Source organism: Raineyella antarctica (assembly GCF_900092135.1).
GTDB classification, from domain to species: Bacteria; Actinomycetota; Actinomycetes; order Propionibacteriales; family Propionibacteriaceae; genus Raineyella; species Raineyella antarctica.
The window spans coordinates 205,496-224,339 of the sequence record NZ_FMYF01000004.1; the positions used below are offsets into that span (position 1 = coordinate 205,496).

At 70.0% G+C, this 18,844-nt stretch carries 17 protein-coding genes and 6 tRNA genes; 6 read left to right on the forward strand and 17 right to left on the reverse strand.

The window, feature by feature from the left end; translation table 11 throughout:
- Positions 1-492 precede the first annotated feature (492 nt).
- The 13 genes from GA0111570_RS07735 to GA0111570_RS07795 all read right to left on the reverse strand — a co-directional run bounded on the left by GA0111570_RS07735 (position 493) and on the right by GA0111570_RS07795 (position 8,756).
- A complete protein-coding gene (locus tag GA0111570_RS07735) occupies positions 493-825 on the reverse strand; it encodes a small basic family protein (RefSeq protein WP_092608823.1) in 333 nt (110 codons plus the stop codon).
- Entirely contained in the window at positions 822-1,583 is a 762-nt protein-coding gene (locus tag GA0111570_RS07740) for a DUF881 domain-containing protein (protein ID WP_175557384.1), read from the reverse strand. The genes GA0111570_RS07735 and GA0111570_RS07740 overlap by 4 nt, the downstream gene beginning before the upstream one ends.
- A gap of 67 nt (positions 1,584-1,650) precedes the next feature.
- Entirely contained in the window at positions 1,651-3,288 is a 1,638-nt protein-coding gene (gene lnt, locus GA0111570_RS07745; RefSeq protein ID WP_175557385.1) for an apolipoprotein N-acyltransferase, read from the reverse strand.
- A gap of 17 nt (positions 3,289-3,305) precedes the next feature.
- Positions 3,306-3,917 carry a phosphatidylinositol phosphate synthase gene (gene pgsA, locus GA0111570_RS07750; RefSeq protein ID WP_092609247.1) on the reverse strand — a complete coding sequence of 204 codons (612 nt, stop codon included), beginning with the start codon at positions 3,915-3,917 and terminating at the stop codon, positions 3,306-3,308.
- A complete protein-coding gene (locus GA0111570_RS07755) occupies positions 3,917-4,516 on the reverse strand; it encodes an HIT family protein (protein WP_092608831.1) in 600 nt (199 codons plus the stop codon). The genes pgsA and GA0111570_RS07755 overlap by 1 nt, the downstream gene beginning before the upstream one ends.
- Positions 4,517-4,520: 4 nt before the next feature.
- The gene (thrS, locus tag GA0111570_RS07760) at positions 4,521-6,524 is read right to left on the reverse strand and encodes a threonine--tRNA ligase (RefSeq protein WP_092608834.1); all 2,004 of its coding nucleotides are present in this window, start codon (positions 6,522-6,524) and stop codon (positions 4,521-4,523) included.
- A 147-nt stretch (positions 6,525-6,671) separates the two neighbouring features.
- Complete coding sequence (locus tag GA0111570_RS07765) at positions 6,672-7,124, reverse strand: ester cyclase (protein WP_092608837.1); 453 nt, start codon at positions 7,122-7,124, stop codon at positions 6,672-6,674.
- 74 nt (positions 7,125-7,198) lie between these two features.
- A complete protein-coding gene (locus tag GA0111570_RS07770; protein ID WP_175557386.1) occupies positions 7,199-7,918 on the reverse strand; it encodes a type 1 glutamine amidotransferase in 720 nt (239 codons plus the stop codon).
- A 142-nt stretch (positions 7,919-8,060) separates the two neighbouring features.
- A tRNA-Val gene (locus GA0111570_RS07775) sits at positions 8,061-8,132 on the reverse strand.
- Position 8,133: 1 nt separating this feature from the next.
- Positions 8,134-8,204: transfer RNA gene (locus GA0111570_RS07780), tRNA-Cys, on the reverse strand.
- A 36-nt stretch (positions 8,205-8,240) separates the two neighbouring features.
- Positions 8,241-8,313 (reverse strand) — tRNA-Gly (locus GA0111570_RS07785).
- 239 nt (positions 8,314-8,552) lie between these two features.
- Positions 8,553-8,624, reverse strand: a tRNA-Val gene (locus tag GA0111570_RS07790).
- A 59-nt stretch (positions 8,625-8,683) separates the two neighbouring features.
- Positions 8,684-8,756: transfer RNA gene (locus GA0111570_RS07795), tRNA-Gly, on the reverse strand.
- Between the two features lie 389 nt (positions 8,757-9,145).
- On the opposite strand from GA0111570_RS07795, the gene GA0111570_RS07800 reads away from it, so the two are divergent.
- From GA0111570_RS07800 to GA0111570_RS07810, 3 genes are all read left to right on the forward strand, one after another.
- Positions 9,146-9,217 (forward strand) — tRNA-Val (locus tag GA0111570_RS07800).
- Positions 9,218-9,429: 212 nt separating this feature from the next.
- Complete coding sequence (locus GA0111570_RS07805) at positions 9,430-10,356, forward strand: alpha/beta hydrolase (protein ID WP_092608843.1); 927 nt, start codon at positions 9,430-9,432, stop codon at positions 10,354-10,356.
- A 245-nt stretch (positions 10,357-10,601) separates the two neighbouring features.
- Complete coding sequence (locus tag GA0111570_RS07810; RefSeq protein WP_092608846.1) at positions 10,602-11,420, forward strand: sirohydrochlorin chelatase; 819 nt, start codon at positions 10,602-10,604, stop codon at positions 11,418-11,420.
- 18 nt (positions 11,421-11,438) lie between these two features.
- Here the strand turns inward: GA0111570_RS07810 and GA0111570_RS07815 are convergent, their stop codons facing one another.
- Entirely contained in the window at positions 11,439-12,332 is an 894-nt protein-coding gene (locus tag GA0111570_RS07815) for a PPK2 family polyphosphate kinase (RefSeq protein ID WP_092608848.1), read from the reverse strand.
- Between the two features lie 73 nt (positions 12,333-12,405).
- On the opposite strand from GA0111570_RS07815, the gene msrB reads away from it, so the two are divergent.
- A complete protein-coding gene (gene msrB, locus GA0111570_RS07820; protein ID WP_092608851.1) occupies positions 12,406-12,846 on the forward strand; it encodes a peptide-methionine (R)-S-oxide reductase MsrB in 441 nt (146 codons plus the stop codon).
- Between the two features lie 70 nt (positions 12,847-12,916).
- On the opposite strand, the gene hemQ is transcribed toward msrB, so the two are convergent.
- Positions 12,917-13,603 (reverse strand): hydrogen peroxide-dependent heme synthase, encoded by a 687-nt coding sequence (gene hemQ / locus GA0111570_RS07825; RefSeq protein ID WP_092608854.1) that lies wholly within the window; start codon positions 13,601-13,603, stop codon positions 12,917-12,919.
- 40 nt (positions 13,604-13,643) lie between these two features.
- Positions 13,644-14,693 (reverse strand): uroporphyrinogen decarboxylase, encoded by a 1,050-nt coding sequence (hemE, locus tag GA0111570_RS07830; RefSeq protein ID WP_217634076.1) that lies wholly within the window; start codon positions 14,691-14,693, stop codon positions 13,644-13,646.
- Between the two features lie 179 nt (positions 14,694-14,872).
- On the opposite strand from hemE, the gene GA0111570_RS07835 reads away from it, so the two are divergent.
- The gene (locus GA0111570_RS07835) at positions 14,873-15,475 is read left to right on the forward strand and encodes a DUF3000 domain-containing protein (RefSeq protein ID WP_092608860.1); all 603 of its coding nucleotides are present in this window, start codon (positions 14,873-14,875) and stop codon (positions 15,473-15,475) included.
- Entirely contained in the window at positions 15,472-16,803 is a 1,332-nt protein-coding gene (locus tag GA0111570_RS07840) for an HRDC domain-containing protein (RefSeq protein WP_425438615.1), read from the forward strand. The genes GA0111570_RS07835 and GA0111570_RS07840 overlap by 4 nt, the downstream gene beginning before the upstream one ends.
- Positions 16,804-16,806: 3 nt before the next feature.
- Here GA0111570_RS07840 and dxs read toward each other — a convergent pair whose 3' ends face one another.
- Entirely contained in the window at positions 16,807-18,795 is a 1,989-nt protein-coding gene (gene dxs / locus GA0111570_RS07845) for a 1-deoxy-D-xylulose-5-phosphate synthase (protein WP_092608863.1), read from the reverse strand.
- Positions 18,796-18,844: the final 49 nt, after the last annotated feature.

An 18,844-nucleotide genomic window follows, 5' to 3' on the forward strand; every position in this document is an offset into this window, starting at 1 on the left:
GGCGCGTCCACCGACTGCGTCTCGGTTGCGAGTGGCGGCTCTGCCCCAGCACCTGACCCGGGCTCAGCTATCGGCTCCGCCTCAGCCTCAACGTCCGCCTCAGCCTCAACGTCCGACTGCGCCTCAACGTCCGACTGCGCCTCAACGTCCGACTGCGCCTCAACGTCCGACTGCGCCTCAACGTCCGACTGCGGACTGCTTGCCGCGGCCTGCCGGTCCTGGTCCGCCGAGGTCGTCCCTTCAGCAGGTCCCGCAGCAGGCAGGTCCACCGAGTCGTCGACCGTCTCTGTGTCCTCCCCCACTTCCGGGTCGATGGCGGGGCGTACGGCCGTGGAATCGTCGGAGTCGGAGGACACCGCGGGGCGTACGGTCGTCGCGGAGTCCGCCTCATCGGGGGATCCGCCGGTCGACTCGGATGCCGGGACGTGCCCGGAGCGGCCTGCCGGGTCGTCGGGCACTGCCTCCTCGGGCCTCGGTCGGAAGAGCTCGTCCTCAGGCATGGAAGATCGCCCGTCGGATGGCAGCGGCGTTGGTGAAGATGCGGATGCCGAGCACGACGACCACGCCGGTCGACAGCTGGGAGCCCACGCCGATCTGGTCACCCACCCACACGATCAGCGCCGAGATGAGGACGTTGGAGAAGAAGGACACGACGAAGACCCGGTCACTGAAGCGGCCCTCGAGCCATGCCCTGAACGCACCGAACAGTGCATCCATCGCGGCGATGATCGCGATGGGCAGGTACGGCTGCAGGACCGGTGGGACCGAGGGCTGGACGAAGATGCCGAGCAGGATGCCGACGACCAGTCCGATGATCGGGATCACGGATTGCCTCCCTTTGCATAGCGCAGCGTCACCCGGCTGGCCGCCGGTAGCTCGAGCGCCTTCTCACGAGTGATGTTCATGGTCATGCCGAGGTTGTTCTGCAGGTAGGACCACCAGGTTCCCCCTTCGGTCGCCACGAACCGCTGCTGGAGCGTCTCCGGGTCCCCGATCACCTCGACAGTGTACGGACGTGTTAGCGAACGATAGTCGACAGTGATGGCGTCACCGGCACCGCGGATGGCGGTCAGGGTGGTGAGGCGATGGCCGTTGATGCTGATCGCCTCGGCACCCGCCTGCCACAGCCCGTTCGTCATTTGCTGGAGGTCGGTATCGATCACGCGGGAGTTCGGATCGTTGCTGGTCGCGTCGTCCACGACAATGGTCAGACCTGGACCGGTGACGGCGGTCGACGCGCTGGCCACGGCAAGGCTGTCCGACTGCGCGTTGATCCGCTGGCTGCCCGCGTCGTTGGCGAGCGCCTGCTGCTGCAGGTCGTACACCTTGGCCTGGGTCGTCGCGATCTCGTTGCGCAACGCATCCTGCTGCTGTTGCGACTGCTCGATGCTCTGCACCATGGCCTGGCGATCCTTCTCGATCTGGGGAGCGGCGCGGGTGGTCATCACGGCAGACATGGCGAACAGCATCGCGGCGATCGCGAAGACCGGCAGTTGCATCCACCTGGCACTGCGGCCACCCTGGGACCAGGCCCGCTCACGGGTGTAGTCGGGGTCGACCGCATTGACCTGGATCTCCCGCAACAGGTCCATACTCGCGTCCGGGCGCGACGAAGCCGTCGCCCGAGCCCCCCGCGCAGTGTTCACGCGTCTAACTTATGCGATGTTCCACAACGGCCCCGCCTGACGTTCCCCGGCGGCGGGCCAGCAGCCCGGCGAGGAGGAGTCCGCCCAGCCCGATCGTAGCGGCGATCCCTTGGTAGGCGGGGCCGAAGCGTACGGCCGGGGTGATGGTGCTGGACAGTGGCACGTCCACCGTCATCACGGCCGGGGTGTACCAGGGCTCGCGCGCCAGTTCTCGGCCGTCGGGGCCGAACGCGGCCGTGTGGCCGACGGTGGAGACCTGGACCACCGAGCGTCCGGTCTCCACGGCGCGGAGCCGGGCGAAGGCCAACTGCTGGTCCAGCTCGTCGGTCCGGCCGAAGTCGGCGTTGTTGGTCGGCGAGACCAGCCAGGTGGCACCGTCGCGGACCGAGGTACGGCCCAGGGCGTCGTCGATGATGTCGTAGCAGATGGCCACGCCCACCGGTGCCGGGACCCCCGATCGGGTACTCAGCGGCAGCACCGGGCTACCGGTGCCCGGCGTGTAGTCCCGGCCGATGAGTCCGACCAGGTTCGGCACGATCTTCTCGTAGACCGACCGGTCGGGGACGTACTCGCCGAAGGGGACCGGGTTGTGCTTGTCGTAGATGTGCCGCTGGCCCCCGGTGACGGGCCAGACGTACTCGGACTGGTAGCTCGTCCCGTCCCGCTCGGTGCCGGAGCCGAGCAGGAAGGGTGCGCCGTAGCGGGCGACCAAGGCGTCGAACTGGGACGCCAGTTGCGGGTAGCGGGTGGGATCCCATTCGGCCGAGCCCTCGGGCCAGACGACCACGTCGGGCTTGCTCGCCGGGTCGAGCAGGCCGGTGGCCCTCAGGTGGGCGGCCAGGACGTCGCCCGGCGCTCCGCCCATGAAGTACCCGGCGCGCTCGTCGCCGCCCTGGACCCCGGCCACCCGGATGGTTCCGGCGGTCGCCACCCGATACCCGGGAAGCGCCGCCAGCCCGAGGGACAGCAGGGCCACCCCCGCCAGCGGCCACACCCGCAGGGACGGGCGGACGCCGGCGGTGAGCAGCAGGCGTACGGCCTGCACCAGCCATTCGGCCACCAGGACAAGGACGAAGCCGGTACCGGCCAGGCCCAGCCAGGAGACGACCTCGAGCAGTGGGCTCCACGCCAGCGACTGCGCCAGCCGGCCCCAGGCGAATCCGCCGTACGGCCATGAGCTGGACAGTGCGTCCCGCGCGGTCCACAGGCCGGCCACGACCGCGGGCACCACCAGCCACGAGCCGATCGGTCCGGGCCAGGCCCTCCGGCCCCACCGGTGGGCCCAGGCGATCGCGACGTAGCCGAGCGCCCAGCCCAGGGCCATCATCGTGCCCAGGGCGAGCCATGGGAGCCAGCCCAGGAACAGGCTCGACCAGTGCACCAGCGGCAGGTAGAAGGCCCAGCCGCCGAGCAGTCCGGCGGCCAGCACCGTACGCGCTCGCGACTCCACCGCAGCGGAGGCGAGGACCAACCCCAGAGCGGGCACGAGCAGCCACCACCAGCCGGGCTGCGGGAAGGCCTGGCGCATCGCGAGCCCGCCGGCGACGGCCATCGCCACCACCACCCAGCCGGGCGTGGAGGGTCTCGGCCGGGTCTGCTCCGCGACCACTGCAGCGGGGGCCGGCAGTGGGCCTGCGGACATGGTGGTCTCCGGCGCGGTCATTGCTGGGTGAGGAGCTCGGCCTGGGCACGGACCGCGAACAGCCGTTGGGCCACGGTGACGGTACCGGCGGCGGCGAGCAGGACGACGGCGACCTCGACGGCCCAGGGCACGCCCAGGCCGGCGAGCAGCAGGCCGAGCAGGACCACCACGAGCCGATCGGCCCGGGCGGCGATCCCGACGTCGGCACGAAAGCCCTCGGCCTCGGCACGCGCCTTCACGTACGAGGTGATCTGGCCGACCGCCAGGGCCCAACCGGCGACCCCGACCAGCACGGACGGCGCGCCGACCTGGACCAGGTGGACCAGCGTCGCGGTCATCACCGCTGCGTCGCTGACCCGGTCCAGGGTCGCGTCGAGGAAGGCCCCGTAGCGGGAGGTCCGTCCGCTGAGCCGAGCCATCTGGCCGTCGATCGAGTCCGACAGCACCAGCAGGCCCATGCCCAGCGCGCCCTGCCAGAGCAGGCCGTAGGGAACCGTCAGGAAGGCGACGGCGACCAGGGCGAGCGTGCCGGCCCAGGTCACGGCGTTCGGCGAGATGCCCAGGGACAGCAGCAGGCGGGCCGGGGGCGTCACGACCTGCCGCCACCCGTGGCGGAAGCGTTCCAGCATCAGGCGGTCCCGCCGGTGACTGGAGCGGCCCACTCCCCCGCGGCCCAGGCCGTGGCCAGCAGCTCCCGCGTCTCGCCCAGGATCTGCGGGACGGCCTTGGTCTGCGCGATGATCGGGAAGAAGTTGGCGTCGCCCCGCCAGCGCGGCACCACGTGCTGGTGCAGGTGCGCAGCGATCCCGGCACCCGCGACCTCGCCCTGGTTCATGCCCAGGTTGAAGCCCTGCGGGTGGCTGACCGCCCGCATCACCGTCATCGCGGTCCGGGTCAGCTCGCCGACCTCGGTCATCTCCTCCACCGTCAGCTCGGTGAAGTCCGGCACGTGCCGGTAGGGACAGACCAGCATGTGCCCGGCGTTGTACGGATAGAGGTTGAGCAGGACGTACCCTGTCCGTCCCCGGTGGACGATCAGGCCGTCCTCGTCGGAGCCGCTCGGTGCGGTGCAGAACGGGCAGGTGTCCCCGGCCTCGCCCCGCGGGTGCTTGTCGGCGCTGACGTACGCCTGGCGGTGCGCCACCCACAGGCGGTCGAACACGTCCGGGTCGCCGGCCATCGTCGCGGCGTCGACGCTGACCGGCTCCTGCCCGTCCTGGAACCCCATCGGTTCAGACCTGCACCTTCCGCGCGATGGCGTCGACGATCTCCTCGATCGCCTCCTCCACCGGCACGCCGTTCTTCTGCTCACCGCTGCGATAGCGGAACGAGACGGCTCCCGCGGCGCGGTCGTCGCCACCGGCGATCAGCATGTACGGCACCTTCTGCTTCTGGGCGTTGCGGATCTTCTTCTGCATCCGGTCGTCGGAGGAGTCCACCTCGACGCGGACGCCGCGCGCCCGCAGCTTGGCGGCGACCTCCTCGAGGTACTCGGTGAACTCACCGGCGACCGGGATCCCGACCACCTGGACCGGGGCCAGCCACACCGGGAACGCGCCGGCGTAGTGCTCCAGCAGGACGCCGAAGAACCGCTCGATTGACCCGAACAGTGCCCGGTGGATCATCACCGGCTGCTGGCGGCTGCCGTCGGCGGCGGTGTACTCCAGGTCGAACAGGCCCGGCTCGAAGAAGTCCAGCTGGATCGTGGACAACTGCCAGGTCCGGCCGATCGCGTCCTTGGCCTGGACCGAGATCTTCGGGCCGTAGAAGGCGGCGCCGCCCGGGTCGTCCACCAGCTCCAGCCCGGAGGACTGGGCGACCTCGGCGAGCGTACGGGTCGCCTCCTCCCAGGTCGCGTCATCCCCGACCGACTTCTCCGGATCACGCGTCGACAGCTCGAGGTAGAAGTCGTCCAGGCCGTAGTCCTTGAGCAGGTCGAGGACGAAGGTGAGCAACCGGGTCAGCTCGTCCTTCATCTGTTCGCGGCTGCAGTAGATGTGCGCATCGTCCTGGGTGAAGCCGCGTGCGCGGGTGAGGCCGTGCACCACGCCGGACTTCTCGTAGCGGTACACCGAGCCGAACTCGAACAGCCGCAGCGGCAGCTCGCGGTAGGAGCGCCCCCGGGACTGGAAGATCAGGTTGTGCATCGGGCAGTTCATCGGCTTGAGGTAGTAGTCGATGCCCTGCTTGGTGACGTTGCCGTCCGCGTCCCGCTCCTCGTCGACCCGCATCGGCGGGTACATCCCGTCCGCATACCAGTCGAGGTGCTTGGAGGTCTCGAACAGGTGGCCCTTGGTGATGTGCGGGGTGGAGACGAAGGAGTAGCCGGCCTCCAGGTGGCGCTGCCGGGAGTAGTTCTCCATCTGCATCTTGATCAGCTCGCCCTTGGGGTGGAACACCGGCAGGCCGGAGCCGATCTCCTCGGGGAAGGAGAACAGGTCGAGCTCGCTGCCGAGCTTGCGGTGGTCGCGCTTGGCGGCCTCCTCCATCCGGGTCCGGTAGGCCTGCAGCTCCTCCTTGGAGGGCCACGCGGTGCCGTACAGGCGCTGGAGCTGCTGGTTCTTCTGGTCACCGCGCCAGTACGCGGCCGACGAGCGGGTCAGCGCGAAGGCCGGGATGTAGCCGGTGTGCGGGACGTGCGGCCCGCGGCACAGGTCTTCCCAGGCGCGCTCGCCGTTGCGGCGGACGTTCTCGTAGATCGTCAGCTCGCCGGCCCCGACCTCCATGCTGGAGCCGTCCTCGGCGTTGGCCGAGCCCTTGTCGGTGATCAGCTCGAGCTTGAACGGCTCGTCGGCCAGCTCGGCGCGGGCCTCGTCGTCGCTGACGACGCGGCGGCGGAAGCTCTGCTTCTCCTTGACGATCCGCTGCATCTGCTTCTCGAGCGCCTTGAGGTCCTCCGGGGTGAAGGGCTCGGCGACCTGGAAGTCGTAGTAGAAGCCGTCGGTGATCGGCGGGCCGATGCCGAGCTTGGCCTCTTCGTGCAGGTTCTGCACGGCCTGGGCCGCGACGTGCGCGCAGGAGTGGCGCAGGATGTTCAGCCCGTCGGGGCTGTCGATCAGCACCGGCTCGACCGAGGCGCCGTCGGGAAGCGGCAGGTGGAGATCCCTGATCTGCCCGTCGACCCGGCAGGCCACGATCGTACGATCCTGGCCGAACAGGTCCAGACCCGTGGTGCCGTCGTCGAGGGTCTCCTGCGAGGTGGTGGACTCCCGGACCAGGGTGACGTTGATGGACACGGCGCATTCCCTTCTCCCCGCACGGGGGTCGCACACAAACCGGGTGTGCGGCCGTACGGGCTCGTGATCGCAGACGCCGGGGGCGGCGCCGCGTCCGAAGCTTAGCGCGCCGGGCGGTCCCGGCCTCCGCACCGCGGTAGGCAGACCTCAGGCGCCACCGATCTGCACGGGGACGCGGAGCTGGCCGAGCAGCCCCAACTGGTCGAAGTACCCGACGACACTGGTGACACCGCCCGGTCCGACGGTGATGACGTCGATCCCCGGCAGGTCCACCGAAGCACCCGTCGGTCCGCCGAGTCCGGGGAAGGGCCCGGTGTTGGTCCCGGTCATGTGCCACGCGACGACAGTGCGGTCGGCCTCGGCCGTGGTCTCGTCCACGGAGAAGGCGAGGTCGGGGAACACCCCCAGCAGTGCCGCGGCATAACCCGCGATGGCGTCACCGGTCACCGGTTCGGGCAGGCTCGGGTCCTGGTAGGTGCCCTCCTCACTGAAGACGGCCACGAGGGCTGAGGGGTCGTGGCCGTTCCAGGCGCGGAAGTAGGCCTCCACCAGATCTTCGGACGATCCGGTGGATGGCGGAGTCGTGGTGATGTCGGTCATGGTGTCCCCCGGTTGCCTAGGTGTGATACAAGTCACATCGTAGGCCTGATCGGGTTCGCGCACCGGCCCGACGGTCAGACGGCCCCGGAGAGGCGCCGCTGGGCAGACCGGACGAAGCCCCGCACCAGGAGGGCCGTACGGGTGGCCAGCGATCGATCGTGGTCGGCCAGGGCCGCCCTGTCCTCCACCCAGGCGGGATCGTCGGCAGCGAGGGAGGCGTTGGTCCCGTAGAAGGACGTACGCCAGGTGTCGATGGTGGCCGGGGAGGCCTCGGGGTGGAACTGGACGCCCAGGTGGGGGCCGTACGCGAACGCCTGGACGCAACTCTCGCTGGAGGCGAGCACCTCCGCCCCCGGGGGCGGCACGATGTGGTCGCGATGGTGGGCGTACCACCGGCCGGCCGGGACACGCTCGGGGTCCTCGGAGCACACCTCCACCATCCCCCGCTCCCCTGCTCCGTCGGAGACGACCCTGCCGCCGGTGAGCCGGGCCAGCAGTTGGGCCCCGAAACAGATGCCGAGGACGGGGATCCCCCGCCCGATCGCCGCGCACACGAAGCGGCTCTCGGCATCGAGCCAGGGCAGGGAGTCATCGGTGCACGAGTCGAGTGAGCCCATCACCACGAGCATCCGCAGGTCTTCCAGCCGGAGCCGTGGCGCGTGGTCGGGGTGGGTGAAGGACGCGGTGCCGACATCGTGGCCGGACCGGGCAAAGGCACCGGTGAGGTGTCCGAGCATGTCTGCCTCGGCACCCGGCTGCACGCCATGGACCAGGGCGAGGACGGATTGACGCATCGGGGCTCCTCCCACTTCGGAGTATTGCCACCATGCTCCTCGGGCCATGTTGCGGCGGCGTTAACGCCACGTACCGATCCGGGGGCGGGCGTACGGAGGAACGGACAAGGCCCACGGAGATCCGTGGGCCTCGTCTCATCGGTGGGCGGTACTGGGATCGAACCAGCGACCTCTTCCGTGTCAGGGAAGCGCGCTACCGCTGCGCCAACCGCCCGAGGTGGAGACGGGATTTGAACCCGTGTACACGGATTTGCAGTCCGTTGCCTCGCCTCTCGGCCACTCCACCAGGTTCACGGGCCCGGCCGAAACCGGACCCGATCCGAGCGGACGACGGGATTCGAACCCGCGACCCTCACCTTGGCAAGGTGATGCTCTACCAGCTGAGCCACGTCCGCAACGATTCCAGCCACCCGGGATGGCGGTGGCCTTTCTCATCAACTGCTCCGCAGGCTTCCCTGCGGCGCGCTCAGGAACTCTAGCAGACTTTTCGAGGCACGTTGCCCACCCCCTCGACCGGGCCGCTCCCCCACCCGCCGAAGCCGCGAGGCATCCGGACGAGGGGCGGGCCGAAGTCGGCGGCAGGGAGGCAAAAAACCGTCCTGGCCACTTCGGCCAGGACGGTTCTTGTTCTCGGTGGGCGGTACTGGGATCGAACCAGCGACCTCTTCCGTGTCAGGGAAGCGCGCTACCGCTGCGCCAACCGCCCGAGATGGACACGGGAGTGGATCTGCCTCCCGATGGGTCCAAGGGCGAGACCCGTTTCCGAGCGGACGACGGGATTCGAACCCGCGACCCTCACCTTGGCAAGGTGATGCTCTACCAGCTGAGCCACGTCCGCAACGATTCCGACCACTTGGTACTGCGGTGGCCTTCCTCATCAACTGCTCCGCAGGTCTCCCTGCGGCGCGATCAGGAACTCTAGCAAGCCTTGTCCAGAACTTCAAATCGACCATTTCGCTCGATCGTCATCGTCCTGTTGCCGGCTGTTACCCCTGACGATGCCGCTCGCTCGTTTCCGTGCGGCGTAGAGATTTCTAGCAGAGCCCGGACGCCGGACGCAAACCACGCCACCCGACGCCCGGCGCCGGGCCCGTCGGCGACAGGTCGAGCCCTGCGCAAGCCTCGCCGGGCACCTGGAAGGCGCCAGGGCCACACCCCAGGGTGGCCGACCCCAGCGGGCACCGGTTTGGCGATCCGGCCGGATCTCGCTATTGTTGGCTCTCGCACGGGCGGTTGGCGCAGCGGTAGCGCACTTCGTTCACACCGAAGGGGTCGCTGGTTCGAATCCAGTACCGCCCACCGATTGAAAGCCGTTCTGACCAAGTGAAACACACCCGGTCAGAACGGCTTTCTTCGGTCCCGCAGGATTCACGCCGAGGCGCTTCCGGCGACACCTGACGAACTGCCCCGAGCCATTCCCCGGTGACCCGCAGCACGAGGTCTGGGTCGAAGTGATTGCAGGAGCCGCGTGAACAGTGGCGGCGAGGGGCGTATTGGGCGAAGATTCGTAGGTGAGTACCGCATTCGCACTCCGGGCCTCCGATGGCACCGAACTCCAGGTGCGTCGCTGGCTGCCGGAGGGGCCACCGACGGCGATTGTGCAGGTGGCGCACGGAATGGCCGAGCACTCCGCCCGCTACGAACGGTTCGCGCAGGCTCTCACCGCTGTGGGCTATGCGGTCTACGCCAGCGACCACCGCGGGCACGGCGGCACCGCCGCCGATGCCGACGTGGGCTACTTCGGCGACACCGACGGTTGGGACACCGTGGTGGCGGACCTTGCCGAGGTCGGGGCGCACGCGCGGGCCGAGTACCCGGACATTCCGGTGGCACTCTTCGGTCACAGCATGGGCTCGACGCTCGCCCGCGCCTACGTCACCCGCTACCCCGACGACGTGGATGCGCTCGTCCTGTCCGGCACTGCGGGCGATCCGGGCGTGGCCGGCAAGGTGGGCCTCGGTATCGCCCGCCTGGAGGCCCGGATCCGGGGACGGCGGCACGTGAGCACACTGATGAACTCATTGGTCTTCGGGCGGTTCAACGCCCCTTTCAAGCCTGCCCGTACGGACTTCGACTGGCTCTCGCGCGACCCGGCGGAGGTCGACAAGTACGTCGCCGACCCACGCTGCGGTGCCGTGTTCACCAGCGGCTTCTACTGCGACATGCTCGGTGGCCTCGCTGCGGTGAGCCGCGACGAGGTCGTCCGTCGTACGCCGCACGACCTCCCGGTGCTGCTCATCAGCGGGGAGATGGACCCGGTCGGGGGCAAGGGCGGCAGGGGCGTGAAGGGCGTGGCGGCCCAGCTACGGCGAGCAGGAGTGCGTGACGTCACCCTCAAGATCTATCCCGGCGCCCGCCACGAACTGCTCAACGAGACCAGTCGCGACGAGGTGACTACGGACGTGATCGACTGGCTCCAGCGCCACGGACTCGCGTAGGACCGGGAGGAACCCCACCCTGGGGTCGGCGTCCTGCGTCACGGCGCCCGGAGACGCCTGCGGCATCTCACACTTCGAGACCGTGTCTCACATTTTGGATCGACAACTTGCAATACTCAAGTTGGACAGGGAAAGTTCTGGTATCCACTTTTTGAGACGCCGTCTCCCACGACGGCCCTCCTGTCTAGCACGCCCCGGTCGCCGAGCCTTGATTGTCCTTCGGCTGGGGGAAAGGAACCGGCACAATGACGGCCCCGGCCCTCGTCCTGCTCGCCCATGGCCACAGCGATCCCCAGATCGCCGAAATCACCCACGTGATGCGCCACGAGCTCATGGCCAGGAGTCCGGAACTCACCGTACGTGCCGCGTATCTGGGTTCGAGTGGCCCCTCCCCCGTACAGGTCGTCTCCAAGCTGGCCCGGCTGGGCACCGAGGAGGTCGTGCTCGTCCCCCTGGAGATCGGTTGCGCCTACCGCGCCAGCGCCGTCGCCCGCGACGAGCTCGGTCGACTCACCTCGGCCTTCCCGGAGCTGCGCTTCGAGCTGGCCCGCCCGATCGGGCCCGAGCCGGTGCTGCTCACCCTGCTGGACCGTACGCTGCGGCAGGCGCTGAGCGACCACCACGTGACCGAGCTGGACGGACTCGTCCTCTCCTCGGCCGGCAGCGAGGACATCCGCAGCCGCTCGTTGCTGGCGCGTCGCACCCGGCAGTGGGGCCTGCACCACAAGCTCGCCTGTGTCACGGCGTTCACCGATGACACCGGTCCGTCGGTCGAGGACGCGATCGAGACGCTGTGGCACCAGGGCCGACGGCACATCGCCGTCGGATCGTGGTTCCTCAGTGCGTCCGACGTCTGGGTCCAGCAAGCGGAGTCCGCGCTGGCTGCGGGTGCGATCGCCGTCAGCCGCCCGATGTCGGCCGGTCCCGAGATCGCCGAGCTCGCGATGCACCGCTACCTGGTCGGCGCGATGGACCTGATCGACTTCGGCGACCTCTTGCCGGAGGAGGAGTCCTTCGAGGACGACTCCGAGGAGACCCCGAGGCTGCAGGCCATCGGCGCCTGACGGTACGGCCGGCCCGGCCTACTTCCTCGCGGGGGTCTCGAAGGTCCTCGACAGGCGCTCCTTCTCCGCCTGCACGTCGAAGTCGCCGGCCGGCCAGTCCAGGTTGAGGCCCTGCAGGTGCTCGGCCAGCAGCTGGGCCACAGCCCAGTTGCGGTACCACTTCTTGTCGGACGGGATCACGAACCAGGGTGCCGCGACGGTGTTGCAGCGCTCCAGGGCGACGGTGTAGGCGTCCTGGTAGGCCGGCCACTTCTGGCGCGCCTCGACGTCACCGGGGTTGTACTTCCAGTGCTTGTCGGGGCGCTCCAGGCGCTCCATCAGCCGTTGGCCCTGCTCGGCGTAGGACATGTGCAGGAAGCACTTGATGACCACGATGCCCCGGGCGACCAGGCCCGCCTCGAACGCGTTGATCTCGTCGTAGCGCTGCTCGATCTCCTCCGGCGGGGCGAGCTGCTCGACCCGGCTGACCAGGACGTCCTCGTAGTGCGACCGGTCGAACGTCCCCAGGAACCCCGGCTCGGGGACCTCCTTGGCGATCCGCCACAGGAAGTCGTGCTCGAGCTCCTCGGGCGTCGGCTTCTTGAAGGCCGCGACGCTGAGGCCCTGGACGTCCACCATCCCGACGGTGTGTCGCAGCACACCGCCCTTGCCGGAGGTGTCCATGCCCTGCAGCACCAGCAGGGCCGCCGGTGCCGTGTCCGGGTAGGTACGACCGTTGGCGAACAGTCGCTCCTGCAGCTGCGAGAGCGTCTCGCCGAGCTCGGTCATCCGCTCGTCCACCCCGTCCTTCTCCCCGGGATAGCCGGTGGTGGCTGCGCAGTCGTACGATCCGAGGTCGACCGGTCCGGGCGGGACGCGCAGCAGCGCGGACAGCGGGACATCGAGGCTGGGAACGTCAGGTTGTGTGGCCATTCCACGATTGTGCCGCGCCCGGGCGGCGGCGTCACGGGCCGCGGCCCGATCCGGTCGCATTACACTGGCCGACATGGACCACACCCCGGACCGGAGCCTGCCGACCCCCGCCCTGCAGCTGTCGGACGACGAGTGGCGCGACCGGCTCTCCCCCGCCGAGTACCACGTGCTGCGCGAGGCGGGCACGGAGCTGCCCTTCAGCGGCGAGTACGAGACGCTGACCGCCGAGGGCATCTACTGCTGCCGAGCCTGCGGGGCCGAGCTGTTCCGCAGCACCGAGAAGTTCGACGCGCACTGCGGCTGGCCCTCGTTCTTCACCCCGTTGGCCGAGGACCGGGTCACCTACATCGTGGACGAGAGCCTGGGCATGCGTCGCACCGAGGTGCGCTGCGCCAACTGCGGCTCGCACCTGGGCCACGTCTTCGAGGGTGAGGGCTTCGACACCCCCACCGACCTGCGCTACTGCATCAACTCGATCAGCCTGACCTTCGACCCCGAGGGGTCGGCCCGCTGATCGGTCCCGGCACGTGACAAGGGTCCGACACCCACACGGTGTCGGACCCCTTGCCGCTCGTCCGGACCGCTCAGGCGGTCGGGTTCCACCTGGCCACGAGCTCCTCGAGCTCGTAGCGCCGCCCGGTGTAGAACGGGGTCTCGATCCGGGTGTGGCGACGGGCATCCGCTCCGCGCAGGTGGCGCATCAGGTCGACGATGCGGTAGAGCTCGTCGGCCTCGAAGGCCAGCATCCACTCGTAGTCGCCCAGGGCGAACGAGGAGACCGTGTTGGCGCGGACGTCGGCGTACTCGCGAGCCATCATCCCGTGCTCGGAGAGCATCCTGCGACGCTCCTCGTCGGGCAGCAGGTACCACTCGTACGAGCGGACGAACGGGTAGACGCACACGTAGTCACGGACGTTCTCGTCGGCCATGAACGCCGGCACGTGGCCCTTGTTGAACTCGGCGGGGCGGTGCAGGGCGACCTGCGACCAGACCGGATCGAGCGTGCGGCCGAGGGCGGAGGCACGCAGCGTGTGGTAGGCCAGCTGCACGGTCTCGATCTCGGGGGCATGCCACCAGACCATGACGTCGGCGTCGGCGCGCAGGCCGGACACGTCGTACCAGCCGCGGATGGTCAGGTCCTTGTCCCCCTCGTACGGGGCCAGCGCGGCCAGGGCGTCCCGGGCCGCGGCGGCCCCGACATCGGGATCGGTCCGCCGGAAGACCGACCACATGGTGTATCGGATGGTGTCGTTGATCTCTCGCGCCTTCATCGCGGCGTTCCTTTCGTTGCGGCTCTCGTGGCTGGTGGTGTCAGCGGGTCGCTGCCTCGGCACGCAGGGCCGGGCCCTCCTCGTGCACGAGCGCGACCAGCCTGGTCAGGACATCGGGATCGGCCGTCGCCGGGACCCCGTGCCCGAGGTTGAAGATGTGGCCGGGGGCCTTGGCGCCGGCCCGGATGACGTCGCGGGCCCGCTCGGCGATGACCTCCCACGGCGCGGTGAGCAGCGCCGGGTCGAGGTTGCCCTGTACGGCGTGGAGGGGGCCGATCCGCCGGCTCGCCTCGTCCAGCGGGACCCGCCAGTCGACGCCGACGACCTCCGTGCCGGCCTGGGACATCAGGCGGAGCAGCTCACCGGTGCCGACGCCGAAGTGGATCCTCGGCACGTCGGCCACGTGCGCCATCACCCGCCCGGAGTGCGGCAGCACCCGGGTGGCGTAGTCCATCGGGGCCAGGCTGCCCGCCCAGGAGTCGAACAGCTGGATGGCCTGGGCCCCGGCGTCGACCTGCACCCGCAGGAACGTCGCCGAGATCCGCGCCAGCTTGCCGCACAGCTCGTCCCACAGCACCGGGTCGGCGGCCATCAGCGCCTTGGTCCGGGCGTAGTCCTTGCTCGGTCCCCCCTCGACCAGGTACGAGGCGAGGGTGAACGGCGCGCCGGCGAAGCCGATCAGGGCCTTGTCCGCCGGCAGCTCGGCCCGGATGCCCCGGATGGACTCGGCAATGTCGGGGATCGCCTCGGGGTGGAGCTCGGGCAGCTCGTGCACCTGCTGGGCGGTCCGGATCGGGTCGGTGATCACCGGACCGACACCGGCCTTGATCTCGAGCCCGACACCGGCCGCAGCGAGCGGCACCATGATGTCGGAGAAGAAGATCGCCGCGTCGACGTCATGGCGGCGCACGGGCTGCATGGTGATCTCCACGACCATCTCGGGTCGGCGGCAGGAGTCCAGCATCGCTGTGCCCTCGCGGACGGCGCGGTACTCGGGCAGGGAGCGGCCGGCCTGCCGCATGAACCACACCGGCAGGGCGTTCCCCTGCTCCCGAGCAGCAGCGGCCAGAAGGGTCGGTTTCTGAGTCACCCGGCCATCCTCGCACGCGCGGACGAAGCGGCGCCCGAGGTCCGGGACGCGGTGCCGAGCCGTGGGACCGCGACCCCGCGGGGTGCCCGAGGCGGGGCTCCGTACGGTGCCCGCCGGCCGCGCTCCGGTCCGGCGAGTCAATACGCACCAAGCCGTCGGCGGACGCCTACGCTGCTGGGGTGGCAGCTCACTCCGATCCCGCGTCTGCTCCACCCGCGTTCCAGCGGGTGGTGGCAGACCTCCAGGCACACCGCTGGCGTGCCGAGCTGGCGGTGGAGGAGATCCCCTCCCCCCAGCGGATCGCCCCGTACGCCGTGGCGATCGCGGCCGACGTCAGCCTCCGGGAGCACGACCTCGGCTCGGGGCGCCTGGTCATCCTGCACGACCCCGCCGGTGTCGAGTCCTGGCAGGGCCAGTTCCGCGCCGTGGCGTACGCCAAGGGCGAGGTCGACCCGGAGATGGTGACGGACACGATGCTCGCCGAGGTGGGCTGGTCCTGGCTGGTCGAGGCCCTGGAGGCCAACGGCGCGGACTACATCGCCCCCAGCGGAAACGTCGCCTGCACCTGGAGCCGTTCCTTCGGCGGCATGGAGGAGCAGCCGGCCCGTGCCGAGGTCGAGATCCGGGCCTCGTGGACCCCCCGCCTGTCCCCCACCGGTGAGGGCGTGACCGCTCACCTGAACGCCTTCGCGGAGTTGCTGGCCAACACCTGCGGGATCCCACCGCTACCCGAGGGCGTCGTGATGATGACCCCGCTGCGCCAACGACGACAGGACCGCTGACCATGTCCCCCACCGACGGCGACCCCGCCCTTCCGCACCCGACCGACGCCGACCCGCCCAGCTCGGTCGAGCATCCCACGCTGGACACCGCCACCCTCCCCGAGGAGGAGCTGCCCGTCCTGCGGGCGCCCAAGGACGGGGTGCCCGTGGTCAGTGACACCCAGGCGGCGTACGAGGAGCTGGTCGCCGCCCTCGCCGCCGGTGAGGGGCCGGTCGGCATCGACACCGAGCGAGCCCACGGCTTCCGCTACTCCCCCAAGGCCTGGCTGATCCAGCTACGCCGCCGCGGCTCGGGCACCTTCCTGCTCGACCCGGACGCGTTGGCGCCGGCCGACGAGCTGGCCGACCTCTCCGCCCTGCGGGAGGCCATCGGGGACGCCGAGTGGATCATCCACGCAGCCTCGCAGGACCTGCCCTGCCTGGTGGAGGTCGGCCTGCGGCCGAGCACGATCTTCGACACCGAGCTGGCCGGCAGGCTGCTCGGCTACCCGCGGGTCTCCCTGGGCGCGATGGCCGAGCGGTTCTGCGGTGTGCACCTGCTCAAGGAGCACTCGGCGGCGGACTGGTCGACCCGGCCGCTGCCCGAGGACTGGCTGGTCTATGCCGCCCTCGACGTCGAGCTGCTGCGCGACCTGCGCGATGCGATCGCCGAGGAGCTGCGCATCGCCGGCAAGGACGAGTGGGCGCGCCAGGAGTTCGCCTACCTGGTCCAGGAGGCGGGCACCCCGAAGACACCCCGCGAGGAGCCCTGGCGACGGGTCTCGGGCATCCACGACATCCGGTCCCGGCGCGAGCTGGCCCTGGTCCGGGAACTGTGGCAGACCCGCGAGGCGATCGCGGCACGCCGGGACAAGGCGCCCGGGCGGCTGCTCAACGATCGGGTCATCATCGCGGCGGCGACCCGCAAGGGCCTCACCGCGGGAACGGTCGGCGAGATGTCCGGCTTCCACAAGGGCGTAGCCAAGCGCTACCTCAACGACTGGTCCGACGCCGTCCGTCGGGTCGAGGCGATGGATCCGACGGACTATCCGGCCCTGCGACCTCCCCGGCGCGGCAACGGCGCCCCCCGTACGTGGCAGGGGCACCACCCCGAGGCGTACGCCCGGTTCATGGCTGCCCGGGAGGCGATGAACAAGCTCGCCGAGGAGCACCAGCTGCCGCCGGAGAACCTGCTCACGCCGGACACCTGGCACCGCCTGTGCTGGGAGCCGCCGACCCCGCTGTCCCCCGCCACGGTCGAGGAACACCTCGCGGCCGCCGGTGCCCGCCCGTGGCAGCGTGATCTCGTCCGGGACGCGTTGGCGCAGGCCCTGGCCACCACCGCCTGACGGCTAGGCGCCCTCGGGACCCCCGGGCTCCACCTCACCGGAGGGCTGTGCGCCCTCCGACACGTCCGTCGGCATGCCACCCGTCGACACGTCGTCCGTCGCCACCGCGGAGCGGTCCAGCCGCACCACGTGCTCGACCACGGAGCGGGCGATGTCCTGGCCGGTGAGTCCCAGCTCGGCGATGATCTCGCCCCGTGAGGCGTGCGCCAGGTAGCGGTCCGGGATGCCGAAGACCCGCACCGGGGTGGTGATCTCCCGTTCCGAGAGCTCCTGCTCGAGCCGTGCGCCCATGCCACCGACGACGCAGTTGTCCTCGATCGAGACCAGCAGGTCGTGGTCGGCGGCCAGGCCGAGCAGGTCCTCGCCGACCGGCAGCGCCCAGACCGGGTCGACCACGGTGTTCGAGATGCCCTGCTGGGACAGGCGGCGGCCGACCTCGATGGCGGTGCCGACCATCTGCCCATAGCCGACGACCAGCACGCGGGGACGGCCGTCGGAGGCGTACAGCACGTCGACGTCGCCGACGTGGGCGATCGCCTCGATGTCGTCGGGGAGCTTGTCCTTGGAGAAGCGGACCACCGAGGGACCGTCGGAGATGTCCGTCGCGGTGTTCAGGGCGGCCCGCAGCCGGGCGGCGTCGCGGGGCGCGGCGATGTGGATGCCGGGCACGACCTGGAACACCGACATGTCCCACATGCCGTTGTGGCTGGCCCCGTCGCTGCCGGTGATGCCGGCCCGGTCGAGCACGAAGGTCACTCCGGCCCGGTGCAGCCCCACGTCCATCAGCACCTGGTCGAAGGCGCGGTTGAGGAAGGTCGCGTACACGGCGACGACCGGGTGCAGGCCCATCGCTGCCATGCCGGCGGCCGAGGTCACGGCATGCTGCTCGGCGATGCCGACGTCGAACGTACGATCCGGGAACGTCGCCGCGAACCGGTTCAACCCGGTCGGGTGCAGCATCGCCGCCGTGATCGCCACGACATCGTCGCGCCGGGTACCGATCCGCACCAGTTCCTCGGCGAAGACGTCGGTCCAGGTCGCGGTGACGATGCTCGAGAGCGGCTCGCCGGTGTGCGCGTCGATCTGGCCGATCGCGTGGAAGCGGTCCTCCTCGTTCTGCTCGGCGGCGCGGAAGCCGTGGCCCTTCTGGGTGATGCAGTGCACGATCACCGGTCCACCGAACTCCTTGGCCTGGACCAGGGCACGCTCGACGGCCGCCTCGTCGTGTCCGTCGATCGGGCCGACGTACTTCAGGCCAAGGTCGGCGAACAGGCCCTGCGGGGCGATGACGTCCTTCAGGCCGATCTTCAGACCGTGCAGCAGTTCGTACGCGGGCCGGCCGACGAGCGGGGTCCGGCTGACCTGGCGCTTGATCAGGTCGAGCAGGTCCTCGTAGCGCCGATCGGTGCGCATCACCGCCAGGGACTGGGCCAGGCCGCCGACGGTCGGGGTGTAGGAGCGCCCGTTGTCGTTGACCACGATGACCAGGCGCAGGTCGTCCTGCACAGCGATGTTGTTCAACGCCTCCCAGGCCATCCCGCCGGTCAGTGCACCGTCACCGACGAAGGCGACGACCGTACGGTCGGTCTCGCCCTTGATCTTCAGGGCCTTCGCCATCCCCTCGGCCCAGGACAGGGCTGCCGAGGCGTGCGAGTTCTCCACCCAGTCGTGCGGGGACTCCTCGCGACTGGGATAGCCGGACAGGCCGTCGCGCTGGCGCAGCCGGTCGAAGCCCTCGCAGCGTCCGGTGAGCATCTTGTGGACGTAGCTCTGGTGCCCGGTGTCGAAGACGATCGGGTCCCGTGGGGAGTCGAACGTCCGGTGCACGGCCAGGGTGAGCTCGACCACACCGAGGTTGGGCCCCAGGTGGCCGCCGGTGCGACTCACGTGGGTGATCAGGAACTCGCGGATCTCCGCGGCCAGCTCGTCCAACTGGGCATGAGTCAGGCCACGCAGGTCCGCGGGACTCTGGATCCTCTCCAACAACGGCATGTGATCCAGTCTAGGGGTCGGCCCCCATGATCATCGACTTTCCCGGCCG

Coding starts and splice junctions, on each gene's coding strand:
- lnt (WP_175557385.1), bottom strand. CDS start 3,288: ATGTCCGCAGGCCCACTGCCGGCCCCCGCTGCAGTGGTCGCGGAGCAG.
- pgsA (WP_092609247.1), bottom strand. CDS start 3,917: ATGCTGGAACGCTTCCGCCACGGGTGGCGGCAGGTCGTGACGCCCCCG.
- GA0111570_RS07755 (WP_092608831.1), bottom strand. CDS start 4,516: ATGGGGTTCCAGGACGGGCAGGAGCCGGTCAGCGTCGACGCCGCGACG.
- GA0111570_RS07765 (WP_092608837.1), bottom strand. CDS start 7,124: ATGACCGACATCACCACGACTCCGCCATCCACCGGATCGTCCGAAGAT.
- GA0111570_RS07770 (WP_175557386.1), bottom strand. CDS start 7,918: ATGCGTCAATCCGTCCTCGCCCTGGTCCATGGCGTGCAGCCGGGTGCC.
- GA0111570_RS07810 (WP_092608846.1), top strand. CDS start 10,602: ATGACGGCCCCGGCCCTCGTCCTGCTCGCCCATGGCCACAGCGATCCC.
- GA0111570_RS07815 (WP_092608848.1), bottom strand. CDS start 12,332: ATGGCCACACAACCTGACGTTCCCAGCCTCGATGTCCCGCTGTCCGCG.
- msrB (WP_092608851.1), top strand. CDS start 12,406: ATGGACCACACCCCGGACCGGAGCCTGCCGACCCCCGCCCTGCAGCTG.
- hemQ (WP_092608854.1), bottom strand. CDS start 13,603: ATGAAGGCGCGAGAGATCAACGACACCATCCGATACACCATGTGGTCG.
- dxs (WP_092608863.1), bottom strand. CDS start 18,795: ATGCCGTTGTTGGAGAGGATCCAGAGTCCCGCGGACCTGCGTGGCCTG.